The following is a 23043-nucleotide window of genomic DNA, read 5'->3' as shown; positions in this document are numbered from 1 at the left end:
TGCAATCGTCATGTGCGTAACTATATTCCGGCCACCTGACGCGGGGCGGCGTTCCCGCAGGGAGTTCAAGGGAGTTTTCGATGTTTATCACCAACGCATATGCGCAGAGCGCGACAGATTCGGCCGCGAGTGTTTTCGGCGGATCCGGCTTTGAAATGATCATCCTGTTTGTGCCGCTAATGGTCGTTTGGTATTTCCTTCTCATCCGTCCGCAGCGCGCGCAGGCGAAGAAGCGTGACGAAGTCCTGAAGAACATCCGCCGCGGCGATCAGATCGTGACCAGCGGTATTGTCGGCAAGGTCACCAAGGTCGTCGACGAAAAGGAACTGGAAGTCGAGATCGCCGACGGCGTGCGCATCCGCGTCGTCCGCAGCGCGATTTCCGAGGTTCGCGTCAAGGGCGAGCCGGTCAAGGCCGACGCGGCGTAACGCACGCTGCCGGAGGTGGCGCCGTGCCGCTGCTGCGCATCCTTGAAAATCGGGATCGACTTTCTTGAAGGACTGTGCACAAATTCAAGGTGTTACTGCGCCCTTTGCATTTTCCGTCGAAGGAGGGGCGCAGTAGGGAAGCCCTAACTCGAGAGAGCGATGCTGCACGTCTCCTGGTGGAAGACCGCCCTGATCTGGTTCGTCGTTCTCTTGAGCGTGCTTCTGGCCGCTCCCAACTTGCTTGGCGAGCGCGCACTCTCATCCCTCCCTGCATGGCTGGTCCATCGAAAGATCGAGCCCGGCCTCGACCTTCGCGGCGGCTCGCATCTCCTCTTGAAGATCGAGCGCGGCGATATCGAGAAGGATCGCCTGGAGGCCATCGTCGGTGATATCGGGACTCGATTGCGCACCGTCAATGTCGCCTATTCGGGCCTGACCGGCACCGGCCGAAAAATCCAGCTGCGCATCAACGATCCCGCGCAGATTCAGGTCGCCCTGACGGCGCTACGCCCGCTTACCGCCGAATCGGACAAGCCTGCCGCCACGCTGTCTCAGGGCGAAAACGGCGCGATGACGTTCGATATCACCGATGCCGATATCAACAGCCATGTATCGTCGGCCATCGCCCGCTCGATCAAGGTCATCCACGCCCGTGTCGCGCAGTTGGGTGTGGGTGAACCGCTGATCCGCAGGCAGGGCTCGGATCGCATCATGGTGCAGGTGCCCGATCTTGCCGATGCGCAGCGGCTGAAAAACCTGCTCGGCCAGCCCGCCGAACTCAGCTTCCGCCTTATCGATCAATCGATGTCGGTGCAGGACGCGATGAACGGTCATCCGCCGGCCGGCTCCGATGTGCTGTTTTCCGAAGACGACCCACCGGTCGGCTATCTCGTGCAAAGGCAGCCGTTGCTCTCGAATGTGGATTTTTCCGACGCTGTCGCTGTCGTCGACAACCAGAAGGGTGAGGGAACGGTGTCCGTCAAGTTGACGCCGGAGGCCACGCACCGCTTCGCGCAATCGACCGCAAGCAATCTCGGCCGCATCATCGTCGTCGTGCTGGACTATCAGGTCATCTCCGCGGCGTCGCTGAAGACCGTCATAGCCACCGGCGATCTCGACGTTCCGGGAGATTTCACCGCCCAGGGTGCCCAGGATCTGGCCGTCATGATTAAGAGCGGGCCGCTGCCCGCCACGCTGACGACGGTCGAGGAGCGCACCATTCAGCCTGGCCTCGGTGGCGAGGCGGCGCGCTACGGCCTGATTGCCTGCATCGCCGCCGCTATCTTCGTCGCGGCCTTGATGATCGGCTTCTATCGTCTGCTCGGCATCATCGCGACGATCGCGCTCATCATCAACATGGTCATGCTGGCTGCGCTCATGGGCCTGCTCGGCATCACGCTGACGCTGCCCGGTGTGGCCGCCATCGTCCTCATCATCGGCATCGGCCTCGATGCGCTCGTGCTGATCTACGAACGCGTGCGCGAAGAGGAAAAGAAGACCCATCTGCTCGTCGATGCATTGCGCCATGGCTTCAATCGCGCGGCCGCAACCGTCGCCGATGCGAACCTGACGGTCCTCATCGTGGCGGCCATTCTTTTCTATGCGAGCAGCGGCGCGGTACGCGGATTTGCCGCGACCCTGATGGTGGGCGTGGTCACGACCTTCTTCACCTCCTGCTTCGTCACGCGGTCGCTGGTGAACATGTGGATATCGCGTCGCAAGCCGCGCACATTGCTGGTCGGCGTGCGCAGCGGCGTTTTCGACAATGCCAATATCCGCTTCATGGGGATCCGTCGTTACACATTCACGATCTCGGCTGCCCTGTCGGTCATCACGCTCGTTGCCTTCGCGACGATCGGCATGCATCTCGGTATTGATTTTGCCGGCGGATCGATCATCGAGGTCCGTGCCAAGCAGGGCGTTGCCGATCCCGCGGATATCCAAACGCGACTCGAGGCCATCATTCCGGGCGACGTGCGCGTCGAGCGGCTTGCCGATCGCCTTGGCGCGGTGATTCGCGTCCATGCCCAGGAGGGCGGCGAAAATGCCGAGCAGTCCGCCGTCTCGCTCGTGCAGGACGAATTGGGCAAGGACTACAATTTCTCCCGCGTGGAGGTGGTCGGCCCGGCCGTGTCGGGCGAAATCACCACCACCGCTTCCCTTGCCGTCCTGGCGGCTCTGGCCGCAATCCTCGTCTACATATGGCTGCGTTTCGAATGGCAGTTTGCGGTCGGCGCGATTATCGCGACGCTGCACGACGTCATTCTGACGCTCGGCCTCTTCGTGCTATCAGGCATGGAATTCAACATGACCGGCATCGCGGCGATCCTGACCATTGTCGGCTATTCGCTGAACGACACGCTCGTGGTTTACGACCGCATGCGCGAAAACCTGAAGCGCTATTCGCAGATGCCGCTGCCGATTTTGATCGATGCTTCCATCAATCAGACACTATCGCGGACCATCCTGACATCGGCGACGACGCTTCTGGCGCTGCTCGCGCTCTACATCTTCGGCGGCGAGGTGATCCGTGCCTTCACCTTCGTTCTGCTTTTCGGCGTCGCTGTCGGCACTTTTTCGTCGATTTATATTGCGGCGCCCGTGCTGATCCTGTTCAAGCTGCGTCCGGACAAGTTCCAGACCGGCGGCGAAAGCAATGGACCCGCGGCCGGCGATATCCAGTCAGGCAAACCAGCGGTGTGAGACAGTGGCAAAAGGTATAGAAATCCGTAACGCGCATTTCCCGGGGCGTGCACCGATCGACGCTTACGGCAATGGCGGCTTTCGCTTCGCCGACATGTCGCATCGCGGCTCTCTGCTCTGCCTGCCCTCGGGCATCTATGGCTGGGACATGATCCTGGGCGACGCTCTGACGCCGGACCGCTTCCAGAAGGTGCTGGACGAAGCCGCGCAGATCGAGGTCCTGCTCGTCGGTACAGGCATGGAGTTGCGGCCGCTGCCCGCCGATCTCAAGGCTGCCCTGCGGGCAAGACAGATTTCGTCCGACCCGATGAGCACCGGGGCGGCGGTGCGCACATTCAACATCATGCTCTCCGAATCGCGCGCCGTGGCTGCGGCGCTGATCGCCGTCTGACCCTGCGGATGCTAGCATGACGACATCAGCTGCGCCCCGTAGCAACCGGGACATCTGCCTTGCCACGCTTCGCGAGACCGATCGCGATCGCTATCTCGCCTGCCTGCTGGCGCCGGAAGAGAAGCGTCCTGCGCTGGCCGCTCTCTATGCCTTCAACGCCGAGCTGGCGCGTGTGCGCGATCTCGTTCATGAGCCGCTGCCCGGCGAAGTGCGCATGCAGTACTGGCGCGATCTCCTCGAAGGACAGCCTCACGGATCGAGCGAAGCCAATCCGCTCGCCTCCGAGCTCCTAATCGCGATCGAGCAATATCGCCTGCCGCGCCAGACGCTCGTCGACATGATCGATGCACGCATCTTCGATCTCTACGACGATCCCATGGAGAGCCGCAGCAGCCTGGAGGGCTATGCCGGAGAAACGGCCTCCGCTCTTGTCCAGCTTGCAAGCCTTGTCCTGTCCGCCGATGAAGCCAAACGTTCCGCCGATGCCGCCGGCCATGCCGGCGTCGCGCAGGCGATCGGCGGCCTGCTGCTGCTCATGCCGCTTCATCGCCATCGCGGCCAGCTTTACCTTCCGCTGGAGATACTGTCGGCCACCGGGCTCGATCGCGATCGTTTCCTGGCCGGTGAGGACAAGCCGCGCATTTCCGCGGCGATCGAGGCCTTTGCCGGTCTTGGCCGTGAGCATCTCGCGAAGGCACGGGCTGCGGGCGCCATACCGCAGGCGGTGTTTCCAGCTTTTTTGCCCGTCGCCTTGGCTGAGCCTGTGTTGAAGAAGGCGCAGAGGCTCGGAGCTGGTCTCTTCGACCAATCCCTGGCATTGCCGCAGTGGCGCCGGCAGATGCGCATGGCGATGGCGTCGATCACAAAGAAGATCTAAAATAAGATACGCTCGCACAAGTCTCGGTGTCTATGGAGATGGGCGGGCACTTGATTTGCATTTCAGGGGGATCTGCCGTGGGTATTGTCGTCTGGTGCATACTGTTCGCGATCGTTGTCTTCATTGCTTATTACGCGACACGGATGGCATCGCAGAACAAGGAAGACGGCCTGCACGACACCGGCCTTGCGATTCTGGAATTTGGACGGGCCTTTCCGACCGAGGCGATACGCCAGTTGCAGACAACTGCGGATGGGCAGGTGGTCTTCGTGCGCTTGCATGACGACAAGGCCGGCTTCATGCGCAACGTCCGCAATCACTTCAGCGTACACCTGATCGAGCCCGGCCGGGCTCGTGCCAAGCTCTCAGGCAGCGGTCGCGGCTTGACCATCGATTTTCTCGATGTGCCGCACCACAACGGCACATTCGAGTTCAAGACGCCCGCCGAAGCCGCCGAGGTTTCGCTTTGGCTGCTCGGCAACTATGTCGTCGGCGACGACGCAAGGCTCGAGCACCGCGCGCCGCCAGCGAAGGCCTGAAAATCCCGGAAGATCGAGATTTCAGGCGCTTTCCGCGAGTGCCGGCGCCTGAACGTTCAGCCATTTCGCGCAGTCCGAGAGCGCGCGCTTGGCGATGAGCTGGCGTTTCATGATGGTCTTGTCCTTGCCGCGAAAGCGCTTGACGCCCTCCGGCTTGACGATCGAACCCGGCTCCAGCTCGGGGAACAGCCCGAAATTGATGTTCATCGGCTGAAAGGAGCGCTTGCCCGGTTCCTCGTCGGAGACGATGTGGCCGCCGGTGATATGGTTCAGCAGCGAGCCGAGCGCCGTCGTATCCGGCGGCAGCAACGGCGCTTCACCCTTGCGCTCCGCAGCCGCGAAGCGGCCGGCGAGCAATCCGATGCTGGCGCTTTCCACATAGCCTTCGCAGCCGGTGATCTGCCCGGCAAAACGCAGGCCCGGCCGCGACTTCAGCCCCAAGGAGCGGTCGAGCAGGGTCGGCGAGTTGATGTATGTATTGCGGTGCAGGCCGCCGAGGCGCGCGAATTCCGCATTCTCGAGGCCGGGAATCAGCCGGAAGATTTCCGCCTGCGCCCCGTATTTCAGCTTCGTCTGGAAGCCGACCATGTTGTAGAGCGTGCCGAGCGCATTGTCCTGGCGCAGCTGCACGACGGCATAGGCCTTGACCGTGGGGTTGTGGGCGTTGGTCAGGCCCATCGGCTTCATCGGCCCGTGGCGCAGGGTCTCGCGCCCGCGCTCGGCCATGACCTCGATCGGCAGGCAGCCGTCGAAATAGGGCGTGCCTTCCCATTCCTTGAAGCCGACGGCATCGCCGGCGATCAGCGCGTCGATGAAGGCATTGTACTGAGCCTCATCCATCGGGCAGTTGATATAGTCCTTGCCGGTGCCGCCGGGGCCGACCTTGTCGTAGCGCGACTGATACCAGCAGACATCCATGTTGATGCTGTCGCGATAGACGATCGGCGCGATGGCGTCGAAGAAGGCAAGCGCATCCGCGCCTGTCTCGGCCTGGATGGCGCTGGCGAGACCGGGCGCCGTCAGCGGGCCGGTGGCGATGATCGCTTGGTCCCAATCCTTCGGCGGCAGGCCCTGAACCTCTTCGCGGACGACGGTAATCAGCGGGTGGCTGCCGACCGCCTGCGTTACCGCCGCGGAAAAGCCATCGCGGTCGACGGCGAGCGCGCCGCCGGCCGGCACCTGATGTTTGTCCGCGCAGGCCATGATGAGGGAGCCGGCCATGCGCATTTCGGCATGGATGACGCCGACGGCATTGCTGGTCGCGTCGTCGGAGCGGAACGAGTTGGAGCACACCAGCTCGGCGAGATCGTCCGTCTTGTGCGCTTCCGTGCCGCGCACGCCGCGCATCTCATGCAGGATGACGGGCACGCCGGCAGTGGCGATCTGCCACGCAGCTTCGGAGCCGGCGAGGCCGCCGCCAATGACGTGAATGGGAGTGTGGGAGGTGATCTGTGTCATGCGCGCGTCATTATCACGGGCGGGCCGACGATCCAATTGGTTTACTGGTGGCCGGAATCAAAAACGGCGCCGAAAGGCGCCGTCTTGAGGCAGTCTGCTGAGTTCGTTCCTATTAACGGAAAGAACGGGCAGCGATGTTGCGGATCTCGTAGCGGCTGACGCCGATGTCCGAAAGGGTCTGGCTGGAAAGGTTGCCAAGTTCGTTCAGGGTGCGGCGGTAGCTGATCCAGTTCTTTGCAATGCGAATCGGGTTCATGATCTTATCCTCGGTATCTTGGTTGCGGGCGGTACGATTACCGCCTCAGCGATTGCATTCTATATAGGCGCGGGGACGTCGATTGTGCAGTGCAAATAAAAGGCGTCTGCTATGCGTTTGTGCAATATGACGCCCAAAAAGCCGCCAATGCTCAAAATTTATATGCTTTGCGTAGGGGGAATGGCTCGGGCTGAGTCTGGATATGCTGCACTTGCTCAATGAGCAGGCAAAAAAGAACGCCCGCCGCGGGGTCCGCAACGGGCGTTGAGAAGGCACTCGCTGTTGGCGAAGCCTATCCGGCGATTAGCGGCCGGTGGCTTCGCGGGCAACGCGATGGATGTCGGCGCGGTCGATGCCGAGGTCGTGCAGTTCACGGGCACTCATGCGGCCGAGTTCGCTAACGGTCTGACGATACTTGCGCCAGTTGTTGAAAGAGCGGGTCAGGTTCATTGTCAGTCCCTTTCGAGGAGTTTTAGATCTTGCGGCTCCGTGATTGGTTCCGTCTGCGATCTGATGCCTTGTAATATATGCTGCGCTGCAAGAACTAAAAGAGCCAAAGCTTCATGCCACCTATGCGCCTTCTGCAGATCTTATGGGCGATTTGCCCAAGAAGGTGGCTGCTTTATGTGCATATCGCGGCCAAACGGTGATTGAGCTTGTGGCGTCAATTTCCGCCGATCCCCGGATATGCGAGGGTTATGACGATAGCCGCCAGCTTGTTGCCATGCTTTTGCCGGGCTTGACGCCTTGAGCCGGATTTTGATTGTTGAAACGGGGTATCGCCGGCTCGTCGGAGCGCGTCGGCCGGGCCGCAGGCGTTTTGCTTCGGCCCATGGTCCCAAATCTCGGGAGAGGGCGGTTTTGGTCATTCAAACGATTTAGCTTGGACGAAAAATAACGCCCACCGCGGGAGGAGGTGCGGTGGGCGTCATTTGTAGTGATTGACGACTTGGGAGGAGGAGTGTCGTCAATCGATCGGAGCGCATTGGGAGGAGGAGTATGCAGCTCCGAATATCGTGTCGGGATTTCACTCCCCAGGCTAGCTCCGATTTGCATCGGCCCGGCTCGCCATCGCCGTGTTTGTTGTCTATCTAATAGTATGATTTTTTGAATTTGTGCAGCGCAATAATTTCATGGTAGGCATGAATTGAATGCATGGCTCTTATGGGTATCTCAGTACCGGTCCTCATAATGCCGAATAAGCCCTTAATTCTGTATTAATACGGGACGTATTCGTGCGGAGCGGAGTGATGGCCGAATGCACGAGGCACGCATCGATTGCGCGCCGATTTGTGCTAACTCTGTCGCAAGTGGAATCGTCGCGAGGGGGCCGGGCATGTACAGAGGCAGGCTGGAACGGGATCTGAAAATCTGGACCGGCAAGGGTCTGGTCGATGCGGCGACGGCGCAGGCCATTCTGCGTGAATATGACGGCCGCCAGACGAGTTTCAGTGCCGGCCGCGTGCTGACCATCATCGCTGCCGTGCTTCTCGGTCTGGCCATATTGCTGTTCGTGTCTGCAAACTGGGAGGCAATTCCGAGGATCGTGCGCCTTCTCGGTCTCGTCGCGATGATATGGGCCTTCTATCTGGCATCCGCATATCTGCTGGCGCAGGGACGATCCGTCCTGGCATCCGGGTTGCTGATTCTCGGTACATTGAGCTTCGGCGGCGCCATGGCTCTCGTGGGTCAGATGTACAATTTGTCCGGCGATGAACTGAGGATGATGATCGTCTGGTTCGTTGCGGCCTGCATTGTGGCGGTGTTGTTTCGCTCGGCGGCTCAGGTCGGGCTTGCGGGCTTTCTCGCCTGGGCCTTTTGCGGCCTCTACCTCTGGGGGCATTCCGATCAATGGTACGGCATCATGCCGTGGGTGCCGCCGCTGATGGCCGTTATTTTGATTGCCCTTGTGCGATATGCCGATGCGCCGGCGGCGCGGCATCTGGCCTATCTGATGCTCGTGGGCTGGCTGACATGGCTTTTTGGCCAGCAGGAGGGGTTGAATGCGGCCATCCTGTTCGCCGCCGCCGGATTTGCGGCTTTCCTGGCCGTCAGCATCCCCGTGTCGCCGTTGGCGCCCTTTGCGCGAACGGCCGGCGCGGCGCCGGCCTTCTACACGTTTCTGATCGCGGCGATCGGCTTCTTCCTGGTGCATGCCGAGATCAGCAACGGCTCCTTTGAGAATAATGTATGGGTCGAAGACAAGCTGCCGCTCATCCTCATCGCGGCGGCGACGCTGGCCGGCTCGGTGATCGCTATCGCCCTGAGTGGCCGCGACAACGGCGCGGTGCGCTATCTCGCCTATTTCGTCTTCGCCTGCGAGATTCTCTACCTCGCCAGCGAAACGATCGGCTCGATCATCGGCACGGCCGGCTTCTTCCTTGTCGCCGGCCTGCTTGTGGCGATTGCCGCGTGGCTGGTCATTCAGCTGGAGCGGCGCTTTTCGGATCATAACGGGCAGGGGACACGAGCATGACCGACATGGCCGGGAAGAATGTCGTCATCGCCGCCAGCCGCCTATGGTTTGCGGCCATCGTCGTGGCGGCCCTGCAGACCGCCGTTCTCGGCTATATGGTCGGAGAGCGCGCATGGGGCTTGCGAAGCGGCGTCGAGGTCATCCTGAAGACGGCGCCGGTCGATCCGCGCGATCTACTGCGTGGCGACTATGTCATCCTGAATTATGATATTTCCCGCGTTCCCGTCTCGACCTTGGTCGGCGGCCCGCCGAAGGAGAGCCTGAGCAACCAGGTTCTCTCCGTCCGCCTGAAGAAGCAGGATGACGGCTATTGGGGCATCGCCGAATCGTCCTTCGGCACGCTCGAGCCCAAGCCCGATACGGTCATATTGAAGAGCCTGCCGTTCGATTATGTCTCCTATGGCGATTCCGCTGAGACGTCGCAGGCGGCAATCAGCGTGAGTTACGGCATAGAGCGCTATTACGTGCCCGAGGGTCAGGGCCACGATATCGAAAGCGCCCGCAACGACAACCGCGTCGCCATAGCGGCTCGCGTGTCTTCGGATGGCGCCGCCCATATCAGAAGCCTGCTTCTCGACGGCAAATCCGTCTACGAGGAGCCGCTCTACTGACGATATCCGCCCGAAGACGCCGATAAGCTTTGGGCGTCGTCGCGGAACCGTCATTTTTCCTTTGCGTGGTTTGAAACGGGTGATATAGAGACGCCGCGCTCCGGAAGGCCCCATGGGCAGGCATCGCCATGCGGTTTTGGGAACGCGGGTATGGTGAAATTGGTAGACACGCCAGATTTAGGTTCTGGTGCCGCAAGGCGTGGGAGTTCAAGTCTCTCTACCCGCACCAACACTGTCTTGTGGACGGGGGAGGCTGATGAAGTCTGTCTTCCAATATGCCGCAGGACGCGCCATCTGGCCCAGAGCATCCCGCTTTCGAATAGAAAGTGGATCAGATGTTTTGGCCCGTAACGGGATAGAGCTGCCTTTTGCGCGTTCGTTCGAAGGCGCGGCGCTCTTGCAAGATGAAAGAGAATTGCATCCAAGCCACGCTCGGGATTTTCCGGCGTCGTGCTCATCGAAACGAACGGCTGTCTGGGCACGGCCGCCATGAATGAAGGTAGGACAATGCAGGTTATCGAAACGCTCGCTGAAGGGCTGAAGCGCGAAATCAAGGTGGTCATCCCGGCCAAGGACATGGAAGTGCGCATGAACGAGCGCCTGGCCGAGGTCAAGGACAAGGTCCGCATCAACGGCTTCCGTCCGGGCAAGGTTCCGGTCTCGCACCTGAAGAAGGTCTACGGCAAGTCGATCATGGCCGATCTGGTCAACGAAATCGTGCGCGACCAGCCGCCGGCGATCCTCACCGAGCGCGGCGAAAAGTCGGCAACGCAGCCTGAAATCGCCATGACCGAAGACCAGGACGAGGCTGAAAAGATCCTCTCCGCCCAGGCCGATTTCGAATTCACCCTGTCCTACGAAGTCATCCCGGCCATCGAGCTGAAGCCGGTCAACGGCATCAAGGTGACCCGCGAAGTCGCTGAAATCAGCGAAGACGAAGTCAACGAGCAGATCCTCAAGATCGCCGAAAGCGCCCGCAGCTACGAAGCCAAGAAGGGCAAGGCTGCCGATGGCGACCGCGTCACCATCGACTACCTCGGCAAGGTCGACGGCGAAGCCTTCGACGGCGGCAAGGACGAGGACGCTCAGCTCGTTCTCGGCTCCAACCGCTTCATCCCGGGCTTCGAAGAGCAGCTCGTCGGCCTCAAGGCTGGCGATGAGAAGGTCATCACCGTAACCTTCCCGGCGGACTACCCGGCCAAGAACCTTGCCGGCAAGGAAGCCACCTTCGACATCAACGTCAAGGAAGTTGCCGCTCCGGGCGAAGTCGAGATCAACGACGAACTCGCTTCCAAGCTCGGCATCGAATCCGCCGACCGCCTGAAGGAAATCGTTCGCGGCCAGATCGAAAGCCAGTACGGCTCGGTCACCCGCCAGAAGGTCAAGCGTCAGATCCTCGACCAGCTTGACGAAATGTATCAGTTTGACACGCCGCAGAAGCTCGTCGAAGCTGAATTCGCCAGCATCTGGCGCCAGATCGAAACCGATCTCAGCGAATCGGGCAAGACCTTCGAAGACGAAGACACCACCGAGGAGAAGGCTCGCGAAGAATACCGCAAGCTCGCCGAGCGTCGCGTTCGCCTCGGCCTCGTTCTCTCCGAAATCGGCGAAAAGGCCGGCGTCGAAGTCAGCGAAGACGAACTGCAGCGCGCTCTTTACGCTCAGCTCCAGCAGTTCCCGGGCCAGGAAAAGGAAATCCTGGAATTCTTCCGCAAGACGCCGGGCGCTTCCGCTAACCTGCGCGCGCCGATCTTCGAAGAAAAGGTCATCGACCATCTGCTGACCGAAGTCGACGTTACGGACAAGACCGTTTCCAAGGAAGCGCTGCTCGCAGACGACGAAGAAGAAGACAAGCCGGCTGCCAAGAAGGCTGCTCCGAAGAAGAAGGCTGCCAAGGCTGAAGCAACGGAAGCTGCCGCCGAAGGCGAAGAAGCCGCCGCTCCGAAGAAGAAAGCCGCTCCGAAGAAGAAGGCTGCTGAAGACAGCGCCGAGTAATCGGATTTTCTTCCGGACCGAAATGAAGCCCTGCCGTTCGCGGCGGGGCTTTTTTGTTGTGCAACGACTGCCTCTCCCAGCAAGCGGGGAGAGGGCTGGAGTGAGGGACCGCCTCCTATCGGCTCGATGGACTATTCCCTACCCAATGCACGGCGGATGGCGATTTCCACCGAACTATAGGCATTATCTGGTCGCTCCAATCGATAGGGCTCAGCAAGTCCGATCGACGGCTGTGCCATGAAGCGCGGCGTGCTGCCTTGATGTTTCTGGGCGGCGTGAATGAGGAAGGGATGGCAGATATAGACAGTTCCTGCTGTTCCCGTCGCGAGGGCTTGAGGGCGATAAGCTCCCATATGCTCGAGCATCATGCGCGAGTGCCCTAGCTCTCCCGCCGGCTCGAGATAGCGCGCCATGTCCATGTGGGAACCGACGCGAATACGGGTCGGCGCATCATCCTCACCGATATCGGAAAACAGAAACAGCGTCAGCAGCGCGCGCCCTCGTGAGGTGATATTCACGCGCCACGCTGAGAAATCCGTTTGCTCGTTCGGATCGCAATCGTCGCCGGGGAAGCTGAGATCGACATGCCAGCCGGCATCGCCCGGATCATCAGGGTGCGGAAAGCGCACGGGGAATGTGCCGAGGCCGTCTCGCGGCAGCCATCTTCCGCGGCCGACCAATTGATCGAAGGCGGTATGGAGAATGGGCATGTTGGCGATAGTACGGAACGGCTCACCTCCATAGCCTGGCAGCCTGATGACCGGAAGCGTCCAACTTGCTGGATCATGCTCATTGCATGGAAGATCGCGCCACATGATGGCGCGCGCCTTTTCGGCGAGTTTCGCTGAAAACGCGCCGTCGATGCGTACGAAACCATGTTCGATGAAGTCGTTCAGCTGAGCGCTGGAAAGCGCAGCCGGATACTGTTGCTGGGATAGCATGTGAAATCTTTCCCAATCGTCGCGCCGTCTCTCGCCCATTTCTGCGTGGGCATTACGGCTGTTTCGGCACAGACCAGCCGACGGCCCTATGGCCGCTCAGGCGGTCTCGTCTTCATTTGGCTGGAAGCCTTGGGGATCAGCGGCTTATGAAGAAGACCGAAGCGATGTTGAGAATGCTCATCATGCCGACAGAGTAGTAAGCCCTGCCGGCATCGTCAATATTGCCCGAATCTAAAGCTCCGACTTGATATCGCCCATGCGGTTCCACGCATCGAGGCCGGCTATCTTGTAGGCTTCGGCGAGCGTCGGATAGTTGAAGGTGTTCTCGACGAAATATTCGACGGTGCCCTTGAGGTTCAGCACGGCCTGGCCGATATGCACCAGCTCGGTTGCGCCTTCGCCGACGATGTGGACGCCGAGGAGGCGGCGCGTCTTCAGCGAGAAGATCATCTTCAGCAGGCCGGTGTCGAGGCCCATGATATGGCCGCGCGAGGTCTCGCGGAAACGCGCTATGCCGCATTCGTAGGGGATATGCCGCTCCTTGACCTCTTCTTCGGAGAGGCCGCAGGTGGAGATTTCCGGCACGGCATAGATGCCGTAGGGGAAGTATTTCGGCGGCTCCTTGGCAATCGCGCCGACGGCGACGCGCGCCGCGATACGGCCCTGTTCCATCGAGGTGGAGGCAAGGCTCGGAAAGCCGACGACATCGCCTGCGGCGAAAATATGCGGCACCTTTGTCGCAAAAGTTTCCGGATTGACGCTGAGGCGACCGCGATTGTCGGCCTCGAGGCCGGCTGCAGCGAGATTGAGCGTATCGGTCGCTCCCATGCGGCCGGCGGCGAAGAGAACCATGTCGGTGGTGATGCGGCGGCCGTTGTCGAGGGTCAGTTCGACCTTGCCGTTCTGCCGCTCCACTTTCTCCGCCTTCTGGCCGAGCAGGAGCTTCATGTTGCGATCGCGCAGCTGGTAGATGAAATCCTCGACGATTTCCTTGTCGATGAAATCGAGCATGGTCGATTTCGGATCGATCAGCGTCACCTGCGTATCGAGGGCGCTGAAGATGGTCGCATACTCGATCCCGATGACGCCGGCGCCGATGACCACCATCGAGCGCGGCAGCTGCTCTATATCGAGCAGTTCATCGCTATCGAGCACCGTCTTGCTGTCGAAGGGCATGTAGTCCGGTCGAAAGGGTTTCGTGCCGACGGCCAGGAGGATGCTGGCGGCGGAGACGGTGACGACCTCGCCGTCATCCTTGACGACCTGCATGGTCTGCGGATCGACGAAGCTCGCCTTGCCCCGTATGTGCTGGACGCGATTGCGGGCAAACTGATGTTCGAGCACCTCGACTTCGTGGTCCAGGGTAATCAGCAGGCGACGACGCAGGTCGTCCGCGCTGATCTCCTGCTTGACGCGATAGGCGCGGCCATAGAAGCCGCGTTCACGCCAGCCGGAAAGATTGAGTGCGGTTTCGCGCAGCGTCTTGGAAGGAATGGTGCCGGTGTGGACCGAGACGCCGCCGACGCGTTTGCCTTGCTCGATGACGAGCACCTTCTTGCCGAGTTTGGCGGCCTGGATAGCGCCTCTGCGGCCGGCAGGGCCGCTACCCACGACTAGGAGATCGAATTGGTCCATCAGGAAGCCTCGGATGACTGAACAGGGAATCAATGTCGCAATGCAACATCCTCCGTCAACCGGTAGCTGCTCAATGTTACAGATTATCTAACAGGAAGTGCCCGCAGATCAGGAGGCAGAGAGGCCAAGCCAGGGTTCGAGCTTCTCGAAAGTCCTGTCCATGGCATAGGCGCGGGTGAAGGACAGCGGAAGATGGCCGTAATAGATCGACATCTGGTTCTCCGCCGTCGTCTCGTTCGCCTTGGCAATGGCGGCAAGATACAGCGCGGAGGCAAGACCAGTGCGGTCCGCGCCGGCCTGGCAATGAATGAGAATCGGCTTGGGCGCATCCCGCATGATCTCGACGAGCTGTGCGGCTTGTTCCTGCGTCAGCTCGCGGTTGGAAGACATGCGGAAATCGATGTGGTTGATATTGAGCTCTTTCGCCTCGGCGATTTCCTTGTCGTACCAGTGACGGCCGCTATTGTCGCCGCGCAGGTTGATGATGGTCTTGATGCCATATTGCTTCTGGAAGGCCGCTATCGTCGCGGCCGACGGCTGCGATGAGCGATAAAGCTCACCCGCAATGACCGGATGGAAGTTCGTGGTCCAGAGCATGTGAGCATAGAAGCCGCCAGCGATAGCGACGAAGGCGCCCAGAGCGATCAATGCTCCACGGCCGGCACGGCGAAGGCGGCGGGCGGACGTCGGCGATATCTTCAGCATGCAAGCTCCATGAAGGCCGGCCGCACAGGCGGATTGGCCAAATCAAAACAAGGACTTCCGCCGACGGATTTGCCGACCGGAACGCGGCGATCCTTCTGCCAGATCATTCTGACGCTGAGCTGAAAGCGGAAAGGGGAGCTTGAAGGGGCGAGTTTGGGAGCTGCTTCGGAGATTTCTGAAGCAGGTCGAATTGGATAATTATTTTAACTCAATTGGATGTGAGGAAAAATTAAGAAGAAGGATTATCGCAGGCGCGACAATTTCAAATCAGCCGCAAAGCGCGGAAGCTGACATGGCCGTTCTTGCCGATGATAACATGATCGTGAACCGTGATGCCCAAAGGCTTGGCGGTATCGATGATCGTCTTGGTCATGTCTATATCGGCGCGAGACGGGGTCGGATCCCCCGACGGGTGGTTGTGGACGAGAATCACCGCGGAGGCTGACAGTTCCAGCGCGCGCTTGACGACTTCGCGCGGGTAGACCGGCGTATGATCCACCGTGCCGAAGCCTTGCACTTCATCCGCGATCAGTGCGTTGCGTTTGTCGAGAAACAGCAGGCGGAATTGCTCGCGTGCTTCATGCGCCATGGCGGCATGACAATAGTCGATGAGCGATTTCCAGGAGGAGAGCACCGGCTTGCCCGTCAATTCGCTCTTCAGCATGCGTTGCGCGACGCTGGCGACCAGCTTGAGGTCGAGCGCGACCGCATCGCCCACGCCACCGACCTCGGTCAGGAGACCGACGGGAGCGCCGAACACGCCGCCGAGCGAGCCGAAGCGGGCAAGCAGTGCCTTGGCGATCGGCTTCGTGTCGCGACGCGGAATGAGCCGGAAAAGCAGCAGCTCGAGAATTTCATAATCGGCCAGCGCCGCATCGCCGCCGTCGCGGTAGCGATTGCGCAAACGTTCGCGATGACCGTGATAATGCGCTTCGGCGTTCGTGGGGGCGGGTCGGGCCGCTGACGCGGATTTGCCGGCCTGTGAGGCAGGCCTGGCAGCCTGTGGTGCGAAGAAAAGCCGTTCGTCCAGTAACGGAGCTTCTTCAAAAGTCTCCGCCTTCCCGCCTCTATCGAGGGGCATGTCGCCATGTCCGTTGGAGGAAGCGGGACGTTTCGCCATGAATTATCCCTGCAGCGGCGGCAGGCCTGGGCGGTCGAGGCCGCCGGGCGACAGGGTGAAGATCTCGCAGCCCGTCGCGGTGACGCCGACCGTATGCTCGTACTGCGCCGAGAGCGACCGGTCGCGGGTAACGGCGGTCCAGCCGTCGCCGAGCACCTTCACATGCGGCTTGCCGAGATTGATCATCGGCTCGATGGTGAAGATCATGCCTTCGCGCAGTTCCGGGCCGTCATTGACGCGGCCGTAGTGCAGGATATTGGGCGAGTCGTGGAACAGGCTGCCGACGCCGTGGCCGCAGAAGTCACGCACGACCGAGCAGCGTTCGCCCTCGGCATAGGTCTGGATGGCTTCGCCGATGGCGCCGGTGCGGGCGCCGGGACGCACGGCGGCGATGCCGCGCATCAGCGATTCATAGGTGACTTCGAGAAGCCGCTCGGCCGACCGCTTGATTTCACCGACTGGGTACATGCGGCTGGAATCGCCGTGCCAGCCATCGAGCACATAGGTCACGTCGATATTGACGATATCGCCCTCGCGCAGCGGCTTGTCGTTGGGAATGCCGTGGCAGACGACATGATTGATCGAGGTGCAGGAGGATTTCATGTAGCCGCGATAGTTCAGCGTCGCCGGATAGGCGCCGTGATCCATGCCGAATTCGAAAACGAAGCGGTCGATGACATCGGTCGGCACACCCGGCTCGACGATCGCGGCCAGTTCGTCGAGGCAGCGGGCGGTCAACTGGCAAGCCTTGCGCATTCCGGCAAAGGCATCCTCGCCGTAGATGCGGATAGCGCCCGTATTCTTCGCCGGCGCGGTTGCCGCTTCGATGTAATTCACCATGACTAGCCTTCAGCAGAAATCTTTATACTGGTATGTAATGCAGCTATGCCGGGTTCGTCTATCGGGATCAACCCGGCAGGGGCGATTTCCGTCGGTGAAACCCTGCATTTCAGCGCATATACTTCGACGCCGCGCGCCAAAGCCCGATCGTAGGCCCTGGCATAGACCGGATCGAGATCGCCGCAAATGCGGAAGCGATCGCAATCGTTGCGCTGGATCACGAACAGCATGACGGCACGATAACCGGCCTCTGCCATATCGCCAAGCTCTTCGAGATGCTTGGCGCCGCGGGCCGTCGCGGTATCGGGAAATTCGGCAAGGCCCGGCTGCCGCATGAAATGGACGTTCTTCACCTCGACATAGGTGGTTGTCCGCAAAGGGTCTGTCAAGAGCAGATCGATGCGGGAATTGCGGCCGTAGTTTTGCTCGCGCCGTACCGTCGTGTAGTCGCCGAGATCGGACACCTGTCCGAGCGCGATCGCTTCCGCCGCAACGCGGTTCGGCATGCCGGTGTTGACCCCGACGGTCGTGCCGTCCGCTTCGATCAGTTCGAAGACGTGCCGGTATTTTCGCTTGCCACCCTCATGCTCGGAGAGCCAGATGCGCGAGCCCGGCGCCGTCAGCCCGAGCATCGATCCGGTATTCGGGCATGAGCCGGTGATGAACGTTCCGTCCCCCAGCTCGGCATCGAAGAGGAAACGCTTGTAACGCGCGATCAGGCGGGCTGGGACGAGAGGCGAATTGAAGAGCATGGCGTTACGATCGTCTAGGCCCGTTCCATGACGAAGCTGCCGGGTGCCTCCTCAAGCGCGTTGAGGGCCTTGCCGCCCGGTTGGCGCGCTGCGGTCATGCGGTGATCTTGCGTCAGAATCCAGGCCTGCCAATGCGGCCACCACGAGCCAGGCGTCTCGTTTGCCTGCGCCAACCAGTTTTCATAGCCGCCATCCGTCGGGCCGCCGCTCCAGAACTGGTATTTGTGCTTGTCCGGCGGGTTGACCACGCCGGCGATGTGGCCGGAGCCCGTCACGACGAATTCCACGGGGCCGCCGAAGCACTGGCTGCCGATGAAGACCGACTTGGCCGGAGCGATATGATCCTCGCGGGTCGCGAGATTATAGACCGGAATGCGCACATCCTTCAGCGACAGCGTCTTGCCGTCGAGCACCATCTTGCCCTGGCTCAACGCGTTGTTGAGGTAGCAGTTGCGCAGGTAGAAGGAGTGGTTGGCAGCCGCCATGCGCGTGGAGTCGGCATTCCAGAACAGAAGGTCGAAGGGCAGGGGTTCCTGGCCTTTCAGGTAGTTGTTGACGAAATAGGGCCAGATCAATTCGGAGGCGCGCAGCATGTTGAAGGCCGTCGCCATCTTCGAGCCTTCGAGATAGCCGATGGTATTCATCTGCTCTTCGAGCGCTGAAATTTGCTCCTCGTCCACGAAAACCTTGAGATCGCCGGCGAAGGTGAAATCCACCTGCGTCGTCAGGAAGGTCACGGTGCGGATGCGCTTGTTCTTTTCCTTGGCGTGGAGCGCAAGCGTGGCCGCCAGCAGCGTGCCGCCGACGCAATATCCCACCGCATTGACTTCCTGTTCTCCGGTCGCCTTTTCGACCGTCTCCAGAGCGAAGTCGATGCCTTCGCGCGCATAGGAGGTCCAGTCTTTCGCCGCATGACGCTGATCGGGGTTTACCCAGGAAATGACGAAGACGGTGTGGCCCTGCTCCACGCACCATTTTATGAAGGATTTCTGCGGGTTGAGATCGAGAATGTAGAATTTGTTGATCCAGGGCGGGCAGATCAGCAGCGGCCGCTTCAGCACCTTGTCCGTTGCCGGCTCATACTGGATAATCTGGCAGACTTCGCTTTGCGCGATCACCTTGCCGGGGGTCAGCGCCATGTCGCGGCCAACGGCGAATTTCGTCATATCCGTCTGCCGCAGGCGCAGTTCGCCGTGACCGAAGCTAATATCCTCCGCCAGCATCTTCATGCCGCGCACCAGATTTTCGCCATTCGAGGCGATGGTTTCGCGATAGACCTGCGGATTCGTCGCGACGAAATTGGTCGGCGAAAACGCCGCGGTGATCTGCTTGGTGTAGAACGCCGCCTTGTGACGGGTGTGTTCGTCCAGCCCCTCGGCATTGCCGACCAGCTTTTCCGCCCAGCCGGCCGTCAGGAGATAGGTCTGTTTCAGGAAATCGAAGAAGGGGTTCTTCTGCCAGTCTTCATCGGCAAAACGCTTATCCTTGACCGGCTCGACTTCGGCTTCGGCCGACGAATCGCCGCCGAGGCGCTGCATGGTCTTCGTCCACAGGCTGAAATAGCCCGCGAGAAGGTGGGTCTGCGCCTCGAGGGTCCGGCGAGGATCGGAAAGCCAGTATTCACCGACCTTGGAAAGCGTCTTGATCATGTCGGCGAAAGGATCGGCAACCGTATCTATCTTCTCGCCGCGCTCGCGCGGCGCAAGCCATGCGGAGGCCGCCTTGCCGAGATTTTCCAGCGCGCGGGCAAAGTTGACGGCCATCGCTTCGGGATCCCTGACGATGTAAGGCTCGACTGACTTCGGGTCGAAGCCGGGAAATCCGCCATTACCTTCATTGTTATCCCGCTTGCTGTCGGTCACGCATCATCCTCCCGGCGGCAGCTATGTCTTGTTTTCCATTTGTACATCTTGCGGGAAAAGGAATACAAGTCGAATGAAACGCAACCCTGCTCTTGCTTTGACGCTGCGACAAATTTAACAGTCGCAACCCAAGGCAAGGAATTGGGCAGGACGACAATTATGGGCGGCGGCATGGTGGCAAGACTGAACCGGTATTCCGTACTCTGCGGTGCAATGTGCGGGATTCTCGCGTTGACGCTCGCGGGTTGTTCGACGCCTGAGGAAAAGGCGGCATACGCCAAGCGCAAGCAGCCGCCGCAGGCCGTGATCGTAAAACCCGCGAAGGGTAGCCAGGTCGATGAAACCAGCACGCAGCAGCATTACAAGGACGGCTACCCTTCCTTCAACGCGCCGCCGACAGCTGCAAACGTGCAGATCAACGATCAGCAGGCCGGCGACATGGTCAAGCAGCTGACGGCGCTCGGCTCGCAGCGCAAGGCCGGCACGATCTCGGAGGCCGAGTACCAGAAGCGCGTCGCCGAGATGCGCAAGCTGGCGGCCGACCATGGCCAGGATACGCTGCAGGAAATCCAGCAGCAGGGCGTCCAGCCCGCCCCGGCGCAGAATTAGCCTTGCGTTTCAGGCGATTTGGACGCAAAGCGTTCGGATAGGCCGAATTTGGATGTATCTGCCCGGCGAATTGTACTTTGCGTGCATGATCGCCCAAGATTCACCTTATCTTTCGAGTCAGCATGGTTGCGGCGCCGCGAGTCCAAGTTCGTATCGCGGCTGGCCGGGAGATCAACGAACTTCAGCGCGGTTTTGAGGGCCGCTGTCCCATGGGGAAAGAAATGGAAGAGTTTCATAAAGTCCGGCGTTTGCCGCCCTACGTTTTCGAACAGGTCAATCGTTTGAAAGCGAGCGCGCGAGCGGGCGGGGCGGACATTATCGACCTCGGCATGGGTAATCCCGATCTTCCGACCCCGAAGGCGATCGTCGACAAGCTGTGCGAAGTGGTTCAGGACCCGCGCACGCACCGCTATTCCTCCTCCAAGGGCATTCCGGGCCTCCGCCGTGCCCAGGCCGCCTACTACGCGCGCCGTTTTGGCGTGAAGCTCAATCCCGATACGCAGGTGGTCGCCACCCTCGGCTCCAAGGAGGGCTTCGCCAACATGGCGCAGGCCATCACGGCTCCCGGCGACGTCATTCTCTGCCCGAACCCGACCTATCCGATCCATGCCTTCGGCTTCCTGATGGCCGGCGGCGTCATCCGCTCGATGTCGGTCGAGCCGGACGACAGCTTCTTCCCGCCGCTGGAGCGGGCCGTGCGCCATTCGATCCCGAAGCCGCTGGCGCTGATTCTCAACTATCCGTCGAACCCGACGGCCTATGTGGCGACGCTGGATTTCTACAAGGAAGTCATCGCTTTCGCCAAGAAGCACGACATCATCGTGCTGTCGGATCTCGCCTATTCGGAAATCTACTTCGACGACGCGCCGCCGCCGTCGGTGCTGGAAGTTCCGGGTGCGATGGATGTGACCGTCGAGTTCACCTCGATGTCGAAGACCTTCTCCATGCCCGGCTGGCGCATGGGCTTTGCCGTCGGCAACGAACGGCTGATTGCAGCCCTGACGCGCGTGAAGTCCTACCTCGATTACGGCGCCTTCACGCCGATCCAAGTGGCCGCGACCCACGCGCTGAATGGCGACGGTTCCGACATCGCCGAAGTGCGCAGCATCTACAAGCGCCGCCGCGACGTTCTGGTCGACAGCTTTGGCAAGGCCGGATTCGACGTGCCGCCGCCGGCCGCGACGATGTTCGCCTGGGCGAAGATCCCGGAAAAGTTCCGTCATCTCGGCTCGCTGGAGTTCTCCAAGCTTCTGGTCGAGAAGGCCGATATCGCCGTTGCGCCCGGCATCGGCTTCGGCGAGCAGGGTGACGATTACGTCCGTATCGCGCTTGTCGAGAACGAACATCGCATCCGCCAGGCGGCGCGCAATCTCAAGCGCTTCCTCTCCACCGCGGATGAGACGATGCATAATGTCATTTCGCTGAACGCTCACCGTTCGTAATATTGTGCGGCAGCCGCTTTTGCGGCTGCCGCTTCCCATACTGATCAGGAATTTTCCATGGCAGATGCCCTCAAAATCGGCATTGCGGGCTTGGGTACCGTTGGTGCCTCGCTCGTCCGCATCATCCAGAGCCGCGCTAACGAGCTTGCCGTTACCTGCGGTCGTCCCGTCAAGATCGTCGCCGTCACCGCGCGCGATCGCACGCGGGATCGCGGCATCGATCTGACAGGCATCGAGTGGTTCGGCGGTCCGGTCGATCTGGCGCAGAAGGCCGATATCGACGTTTTCGTTGAACTGATCGGCGGTTCCGAGGGTGCCGCCAATGCCGCCGTGCGCGCCGCGCTTGCGCGCGGCCTGCACGTCGTCACCGCCAACAAGGCACTGCTTGCCTATCACGGCGTCGAGCTGGCGCAGATCGCCGAAGAGAAGGGCGTGCTGCTCAACTTCGAAGCCGCCGTTGCCGGTGGCATTCCGGTCATCAAGGCGCTGCGCGAATCCCTGACCGGCAATACGATCTCGCGCGTCTACGGCATCATGAACGGCACCTGCAACTACATCCTGACCCGGATGGAGAAGGAAGGCCTGTCCTTCGCCGATTGCCTGAAGGAAGCGCAACGGCTCGGTTACGCGGAAGCCGATCCCGCCTTCGACATCGAGGGCAACGACACCGCGCACAAGCTCGCCATTCTGACGACGCTTGCTTTCGGCAACCGCATCGCTGCCGACGATATCTATCTCGAAGGCATCACCAACGTCTCCATCGAGGACATCCGCGCCGCCGCCGATCTCGGCTACCGCATCAAGCTGCTCGGCGTCGCCCAGCGCACCGAAACCGGCATCGAGCAGCGCGTGCATCCGACTATGGTGCCGCTCGACTCGGTCATCGCCCAGGTCGATGGCGTCACCAATGCGGTCGCGATCGAATCCGACATTCTCGGCGAATTGCTGATGGTCGGCCCCGGTGCCGGCGGCAATGCCACTGCTTCGTCCGTATTGGGCGATATTGCAGATATCGCCAAGAGCCGCCCGGGCGAGCAGCGCGTGCCGGTGCTCGGTCATCCGGCCAAGGCGCTCGAGCCCTACCGCAAGGCGCAGATGCAGAGCCACGAAGGCGGCTATTTCATCCGCCTGACCGTTCTCGACCGCACGGGCGTCTTCGCAAGCGTCGCGACCCGTATGGCGGAAAATCATATCTCGCTCGAATCGATCGTCCAGCGCTCGAAGCAGCATCTGGCGCCTTCCGATCACCAGACGATTATCCTCGTCACCCATGCAACGACCGAGGATTCGGTGCGCAAGGCGGTTGCCTCCATCAAGAACGAGGGCTATCTCGTCGGCGAACCACAGGTCATCCGCATCGAGCGGCCGAAAGAATAATCCGACAGCGGCGGCGTATCTCGCAG

General features: G+C 60.8%; 21 protein-coding genes and 1 tRNA gene. 12 read left to right on the top strand and 10 right to left on the bottom strand.

Annotation, left to right across the window (positions count from 1 at the left end):
• Positions 1 to 80 precede the first annotated feature (80 nt).
• From yajC to GR212_RS07895, 5 genes are all read left to right on the top strand, one after another.
• Positions 81 to 428: a preprotein translocase subunit YajC gene (gene yajC / locus GR212_RS07915; protein ID WP_163985921.1), complete on the top strand. Its 348-nt coding sequence runs from the start codon at positions 81 to 83 to the stop codon at positions 426 to 428.
• A 159-nt stretch (positions 429 to 587) separates the two neighbouring features.
• Entirely contained in the window at positions 588 to 3131 is a 2544-nt protein-coding gene (secDF, locus tag GR212_RS07910) for a protein translocase subunit SecDF (RefSeq protein ID WP_163985919.1), read from the top strand.
• Between the two features lie 4 nt (positions 3132 to 3135).
• Positions 3136 to 3522, top strand: a complete 387-nt coding sequence (locus GR212_RS07905; RefSeq protein ID WP_163985917.1) for an MTH938/NDUFAF3 family protein — start codon at positions 3136 to 3138, stop codon at positions 3520 to 3522.
• A 16-nt stretch (positions 3523 to 3538) separates the two neighbouring features.
• Complete coding sequence (locus GR212_RS07900; RefSeq protein WP_163985916.1) at positions 3539 to 4399, top strand: phytoene/squalene synthase family protein; 861 nt, start codon at positions 3539 to 3541, stop codon at positions 4397 to 4399.
• 77 nt (positions 4400 to 4476) lie between these two features.
• Positions 4477 to 4938: a hypothetical protein gene (locus GR212_RS07895; protein ID WP_163985915.1), complete on the top strand. Its 462-nt coding sequence runs from the start codon at positions 4477 to 4479 to the stop codon at positions 4936 to 4938.
• A 21-nt stretch (positions 4939 to 4959) separates the two neighbouring features.
• On the opposite strand, the gene trmFO is transcribed toward GR212_RS07895, so the two are convergent.
• The 3 genes from trmFO to GR212_RS07880 all read right to left on the bottom strand — a co-directional run bounded on the left by trmFO (position 4960) and on the right by GR212_RS07880 (position 7102).
• The gene (trmFO, locus tag GR212_RS07890; RefSeq protein ID WP_163985914.1) at positions 4960 to 6396 is read right to left on the bottom strand and encodes a methylenetetrahydrofolate--tRNA-(uracil(54)-C(5))-methyltransferase (FADH(2)-oxidizing) TrmFO; all 1437 of its coding nucleotides are present in this window, start codon (positions 6394 to 6396) and stop codon (positions 4960 to 4962) included.
• Between the two features lie 112 nt (positions 6397 to 6508).
• Positions 6509 to 6652: a DUF1127 domain-containing protein gene (locus tag GR212_RS07885; RefSeq protein WP_069611985.1), complete on the bottom strand. Its 144-nt coding sequence runs from the start codon at positions 6650 to 6652 to the stop codon at positions 6509 to 6511.
• A gap of 303 nt (positions 6653 to 6955) precedes the next feature.
• A complete protein-coding gene (locus GR212_RS07880) occupies positions 6956 to 7102 on the bottom strand; it encodes a DUF1127 domain-containing protein (protein WP_163985913.1) in 147 nt (48 codons plus the stop codon).
• Between the two features lie 886 nt (positions 7103 to 7988).
• Between GR212_RS07880 and GR212_RS07875 the strand changes: the two genes are divergently transcribed.
• The 4 genes from GR212_RS07875 (at position 7989) to tig (ending at position 11734) form a co-directional block, all read left to right on the top strand.
• Positions 7989 to 9128 carry a DUF2157 domain-containing protein gene (locus GR212_RS07875; RefSeq protein ID WP_163985912.1) on the top strand — a complete coding sequence of 380 codons (1140 nt, stop codon included), beginning with the start codon at positions 7989 to 7991 and terminating at the stop codon, positions 9126 to 9128.
• A 5-nt stretch (positions 9129 to 9133) separates the two neighbouring features.
• Entirely contained in the window at positions 9134 to 9739 is a 606-nt protein-coding gene (locus GR212_RS07870; RefSeq protein WP_432444360.1) for a GDYXXLXY domain-containing protein, read from the top strand.
• A gap of 144 nt (positions 9740 to 9883) precedes the next feature.
• A tRNA-Leu gene (locus tag GR212_RS07865) sits at positions 9884 to 9968 on the top strand.
• A 278-nt stretch (positions 9969 to 10246) separates the two neighbouring features.
• Positions 10247 to 11734 carry a trigger factor gene (gene tig, locus GR212_RS07860; RefSeq protein ID WP_163985910.1) on the top strand — a complete coding sequence of 496 codons (1488 nt, stop codon included), beginning with the start codon at positions 10247 to 10249 and terminating at the stop codon, positions 11732 to 11734.
• A gap of 131 nt (positions 11735 to 11865) precedes the next feature.
• Here tig and GR212_RS07855 read toward each other — a convergent pair whose 3' ends face one another.
• The 7 genes from GR212_RS07855 to GR212_RS07825 all read right to left on the bottom strand — a co-directional run bounded on the left by GR212_RS07855 (position 11866) and on the right by GR212_RS07825 (position 19589).
• Positions 11866 to 12675 (bottom strand): phytanoyl-CoA dioxygenase, encoded by an 810-nt coding sequence (locus GR212_RS07855; RefSeq protein WP_163985909.1) that lies wholly within the window; start codon positions 12673 to 12675, stop codon positions 11866 to 11868.
• Positions 12676 to 12906: 231 nt separating this feature from the next.
• Positions 12907 to 14310, bottom strand: coding sequence for a Si-specific NAD(P)(+) transhydrogenase (gene sthA / locus GR212_RS07850; protein WP_163985908.1), 1404 nt, complete (start codon positions 14308 to 14310; stop codon positions 12907 to 12909).
• A 108-nt stretch (positions 14311 to 14418) separates the two neighbouring features.
• Entirely contained in the window at positions 14419 to 15015 is a 597-nt protein-coding gene (locus GR212_RS07845; protein ID WP_163985907.1) for a dual specificity protein phosphatase family protein, read from the bottom strand.
• Between the two features lie 262 nt (positions 15016 to 15277).
• Positions 15278 to 16096 carry a RadC family protein gene (radC, locus tag GR212_RS07840; RefSeq protein ID WP_432444359.1) on the bottom strand — a complete coding sequence of 273 codons (819 nt, stop codon included), beginning with the start codon at positions 16094 to 16096 and terminating at the stop codon, positions 15278 to 15280.
• 42 nt (positions 16097 to 16138) lie between these two features.
• On the bottom strand, positions 16139 to 16975 hold the full coding sequence (gene map, locus GR212_RS07835; protein ID WP_047634638.1) for a type I methionyl aminopeptidase: 837 nt from the start codon (positions 16973 to 16975) through the stop codon (positions 16139 to 16141).
• 2 nt (positions 16976 to 16977) lie between these two features.
• Positions 16978 to 17727: a DNA/RNA nuclease SfsA gene (gene sfsA, locus GR212_RS07830; RefSeq protein WP_163985905.1), complete on the bottom strand. Its 750-nt coding sequence runs from the start codon at positions 17725 to 17727 to the stop codon at positions 16978 to 16980.
• A gap of 14 nt (positions 17728 to 17741) precedes the next feature.
• On the bottom strand, positions 17742 to 19589 hold the full coding sequence (locus GR212_RS07825; RefSeq protein ID WP_163985904.1) for a PHA/PHB synthase family protein: 1848 nt from the start codon (positions 19587 to 19589) through the stop codon (positions 17742 to 17744).
• Positions 19590 to 19748: 159 nt separating this feature from the next.
• On the opposite strand from GR212_RS07825, the gene GR212_RS07820 reads away from it, so the two are divergent.
• From GR212_RS07820 to GR212_RS07810, 3 genes are all read left to right on the top strand, one after another.
• Complete coding sequence (locus GR212_RS07820) at positions 19749 to 20198, top strand: hypothetical protein (protein ID WP_163986321.1); 450 nt, start codon at positions 19749 to 19751, stop codon at positions 20196 to 20198.
• Positions 20199 to 20419: 221 nt separating this feature from the next.
• Positions 20420 to 21640, top strand: coding sequence for an LL-diaminopimelate aminotransferase (locus tag GR212_RS07815; protein WP_163985903.1), 1221 nt, complete (start codon positions 20420 to 20422; stop codon positions 21638 to 21640).
• 57 nt (positions 21641 to 21697) lie between these two features.
• The gene (locus tag GR212_RS07810) at positions 21698 to 23017 is read left to right on the top strand and encodes a homoserine dehydrogenase (protein ID WP_163985902.1); all 1320 of its coding nucleotides are present in this window, start codon (positions 21698 to 21700) and stop codon (positions 23015 to 23017) included.
• Positions 23018 to 23043: the final 26 nt, after the last annotated feature.

The sequence above is a fragment of the Martinezella lusitana genome (assembly GCF_010668395.1).
Classification (GTDB): Bacteria; Pseudomonadota; Alphaproteobacteria; order Rhizobiales; family Rhizobiaceae; genus Rhizobium; species Rhizobium lusitanum_A.
The sequence above is the reverse complement of the archived record's forward strand: the minus strand, read 5'-3'. Positions and strand labels throughout refer to the sequence as shown.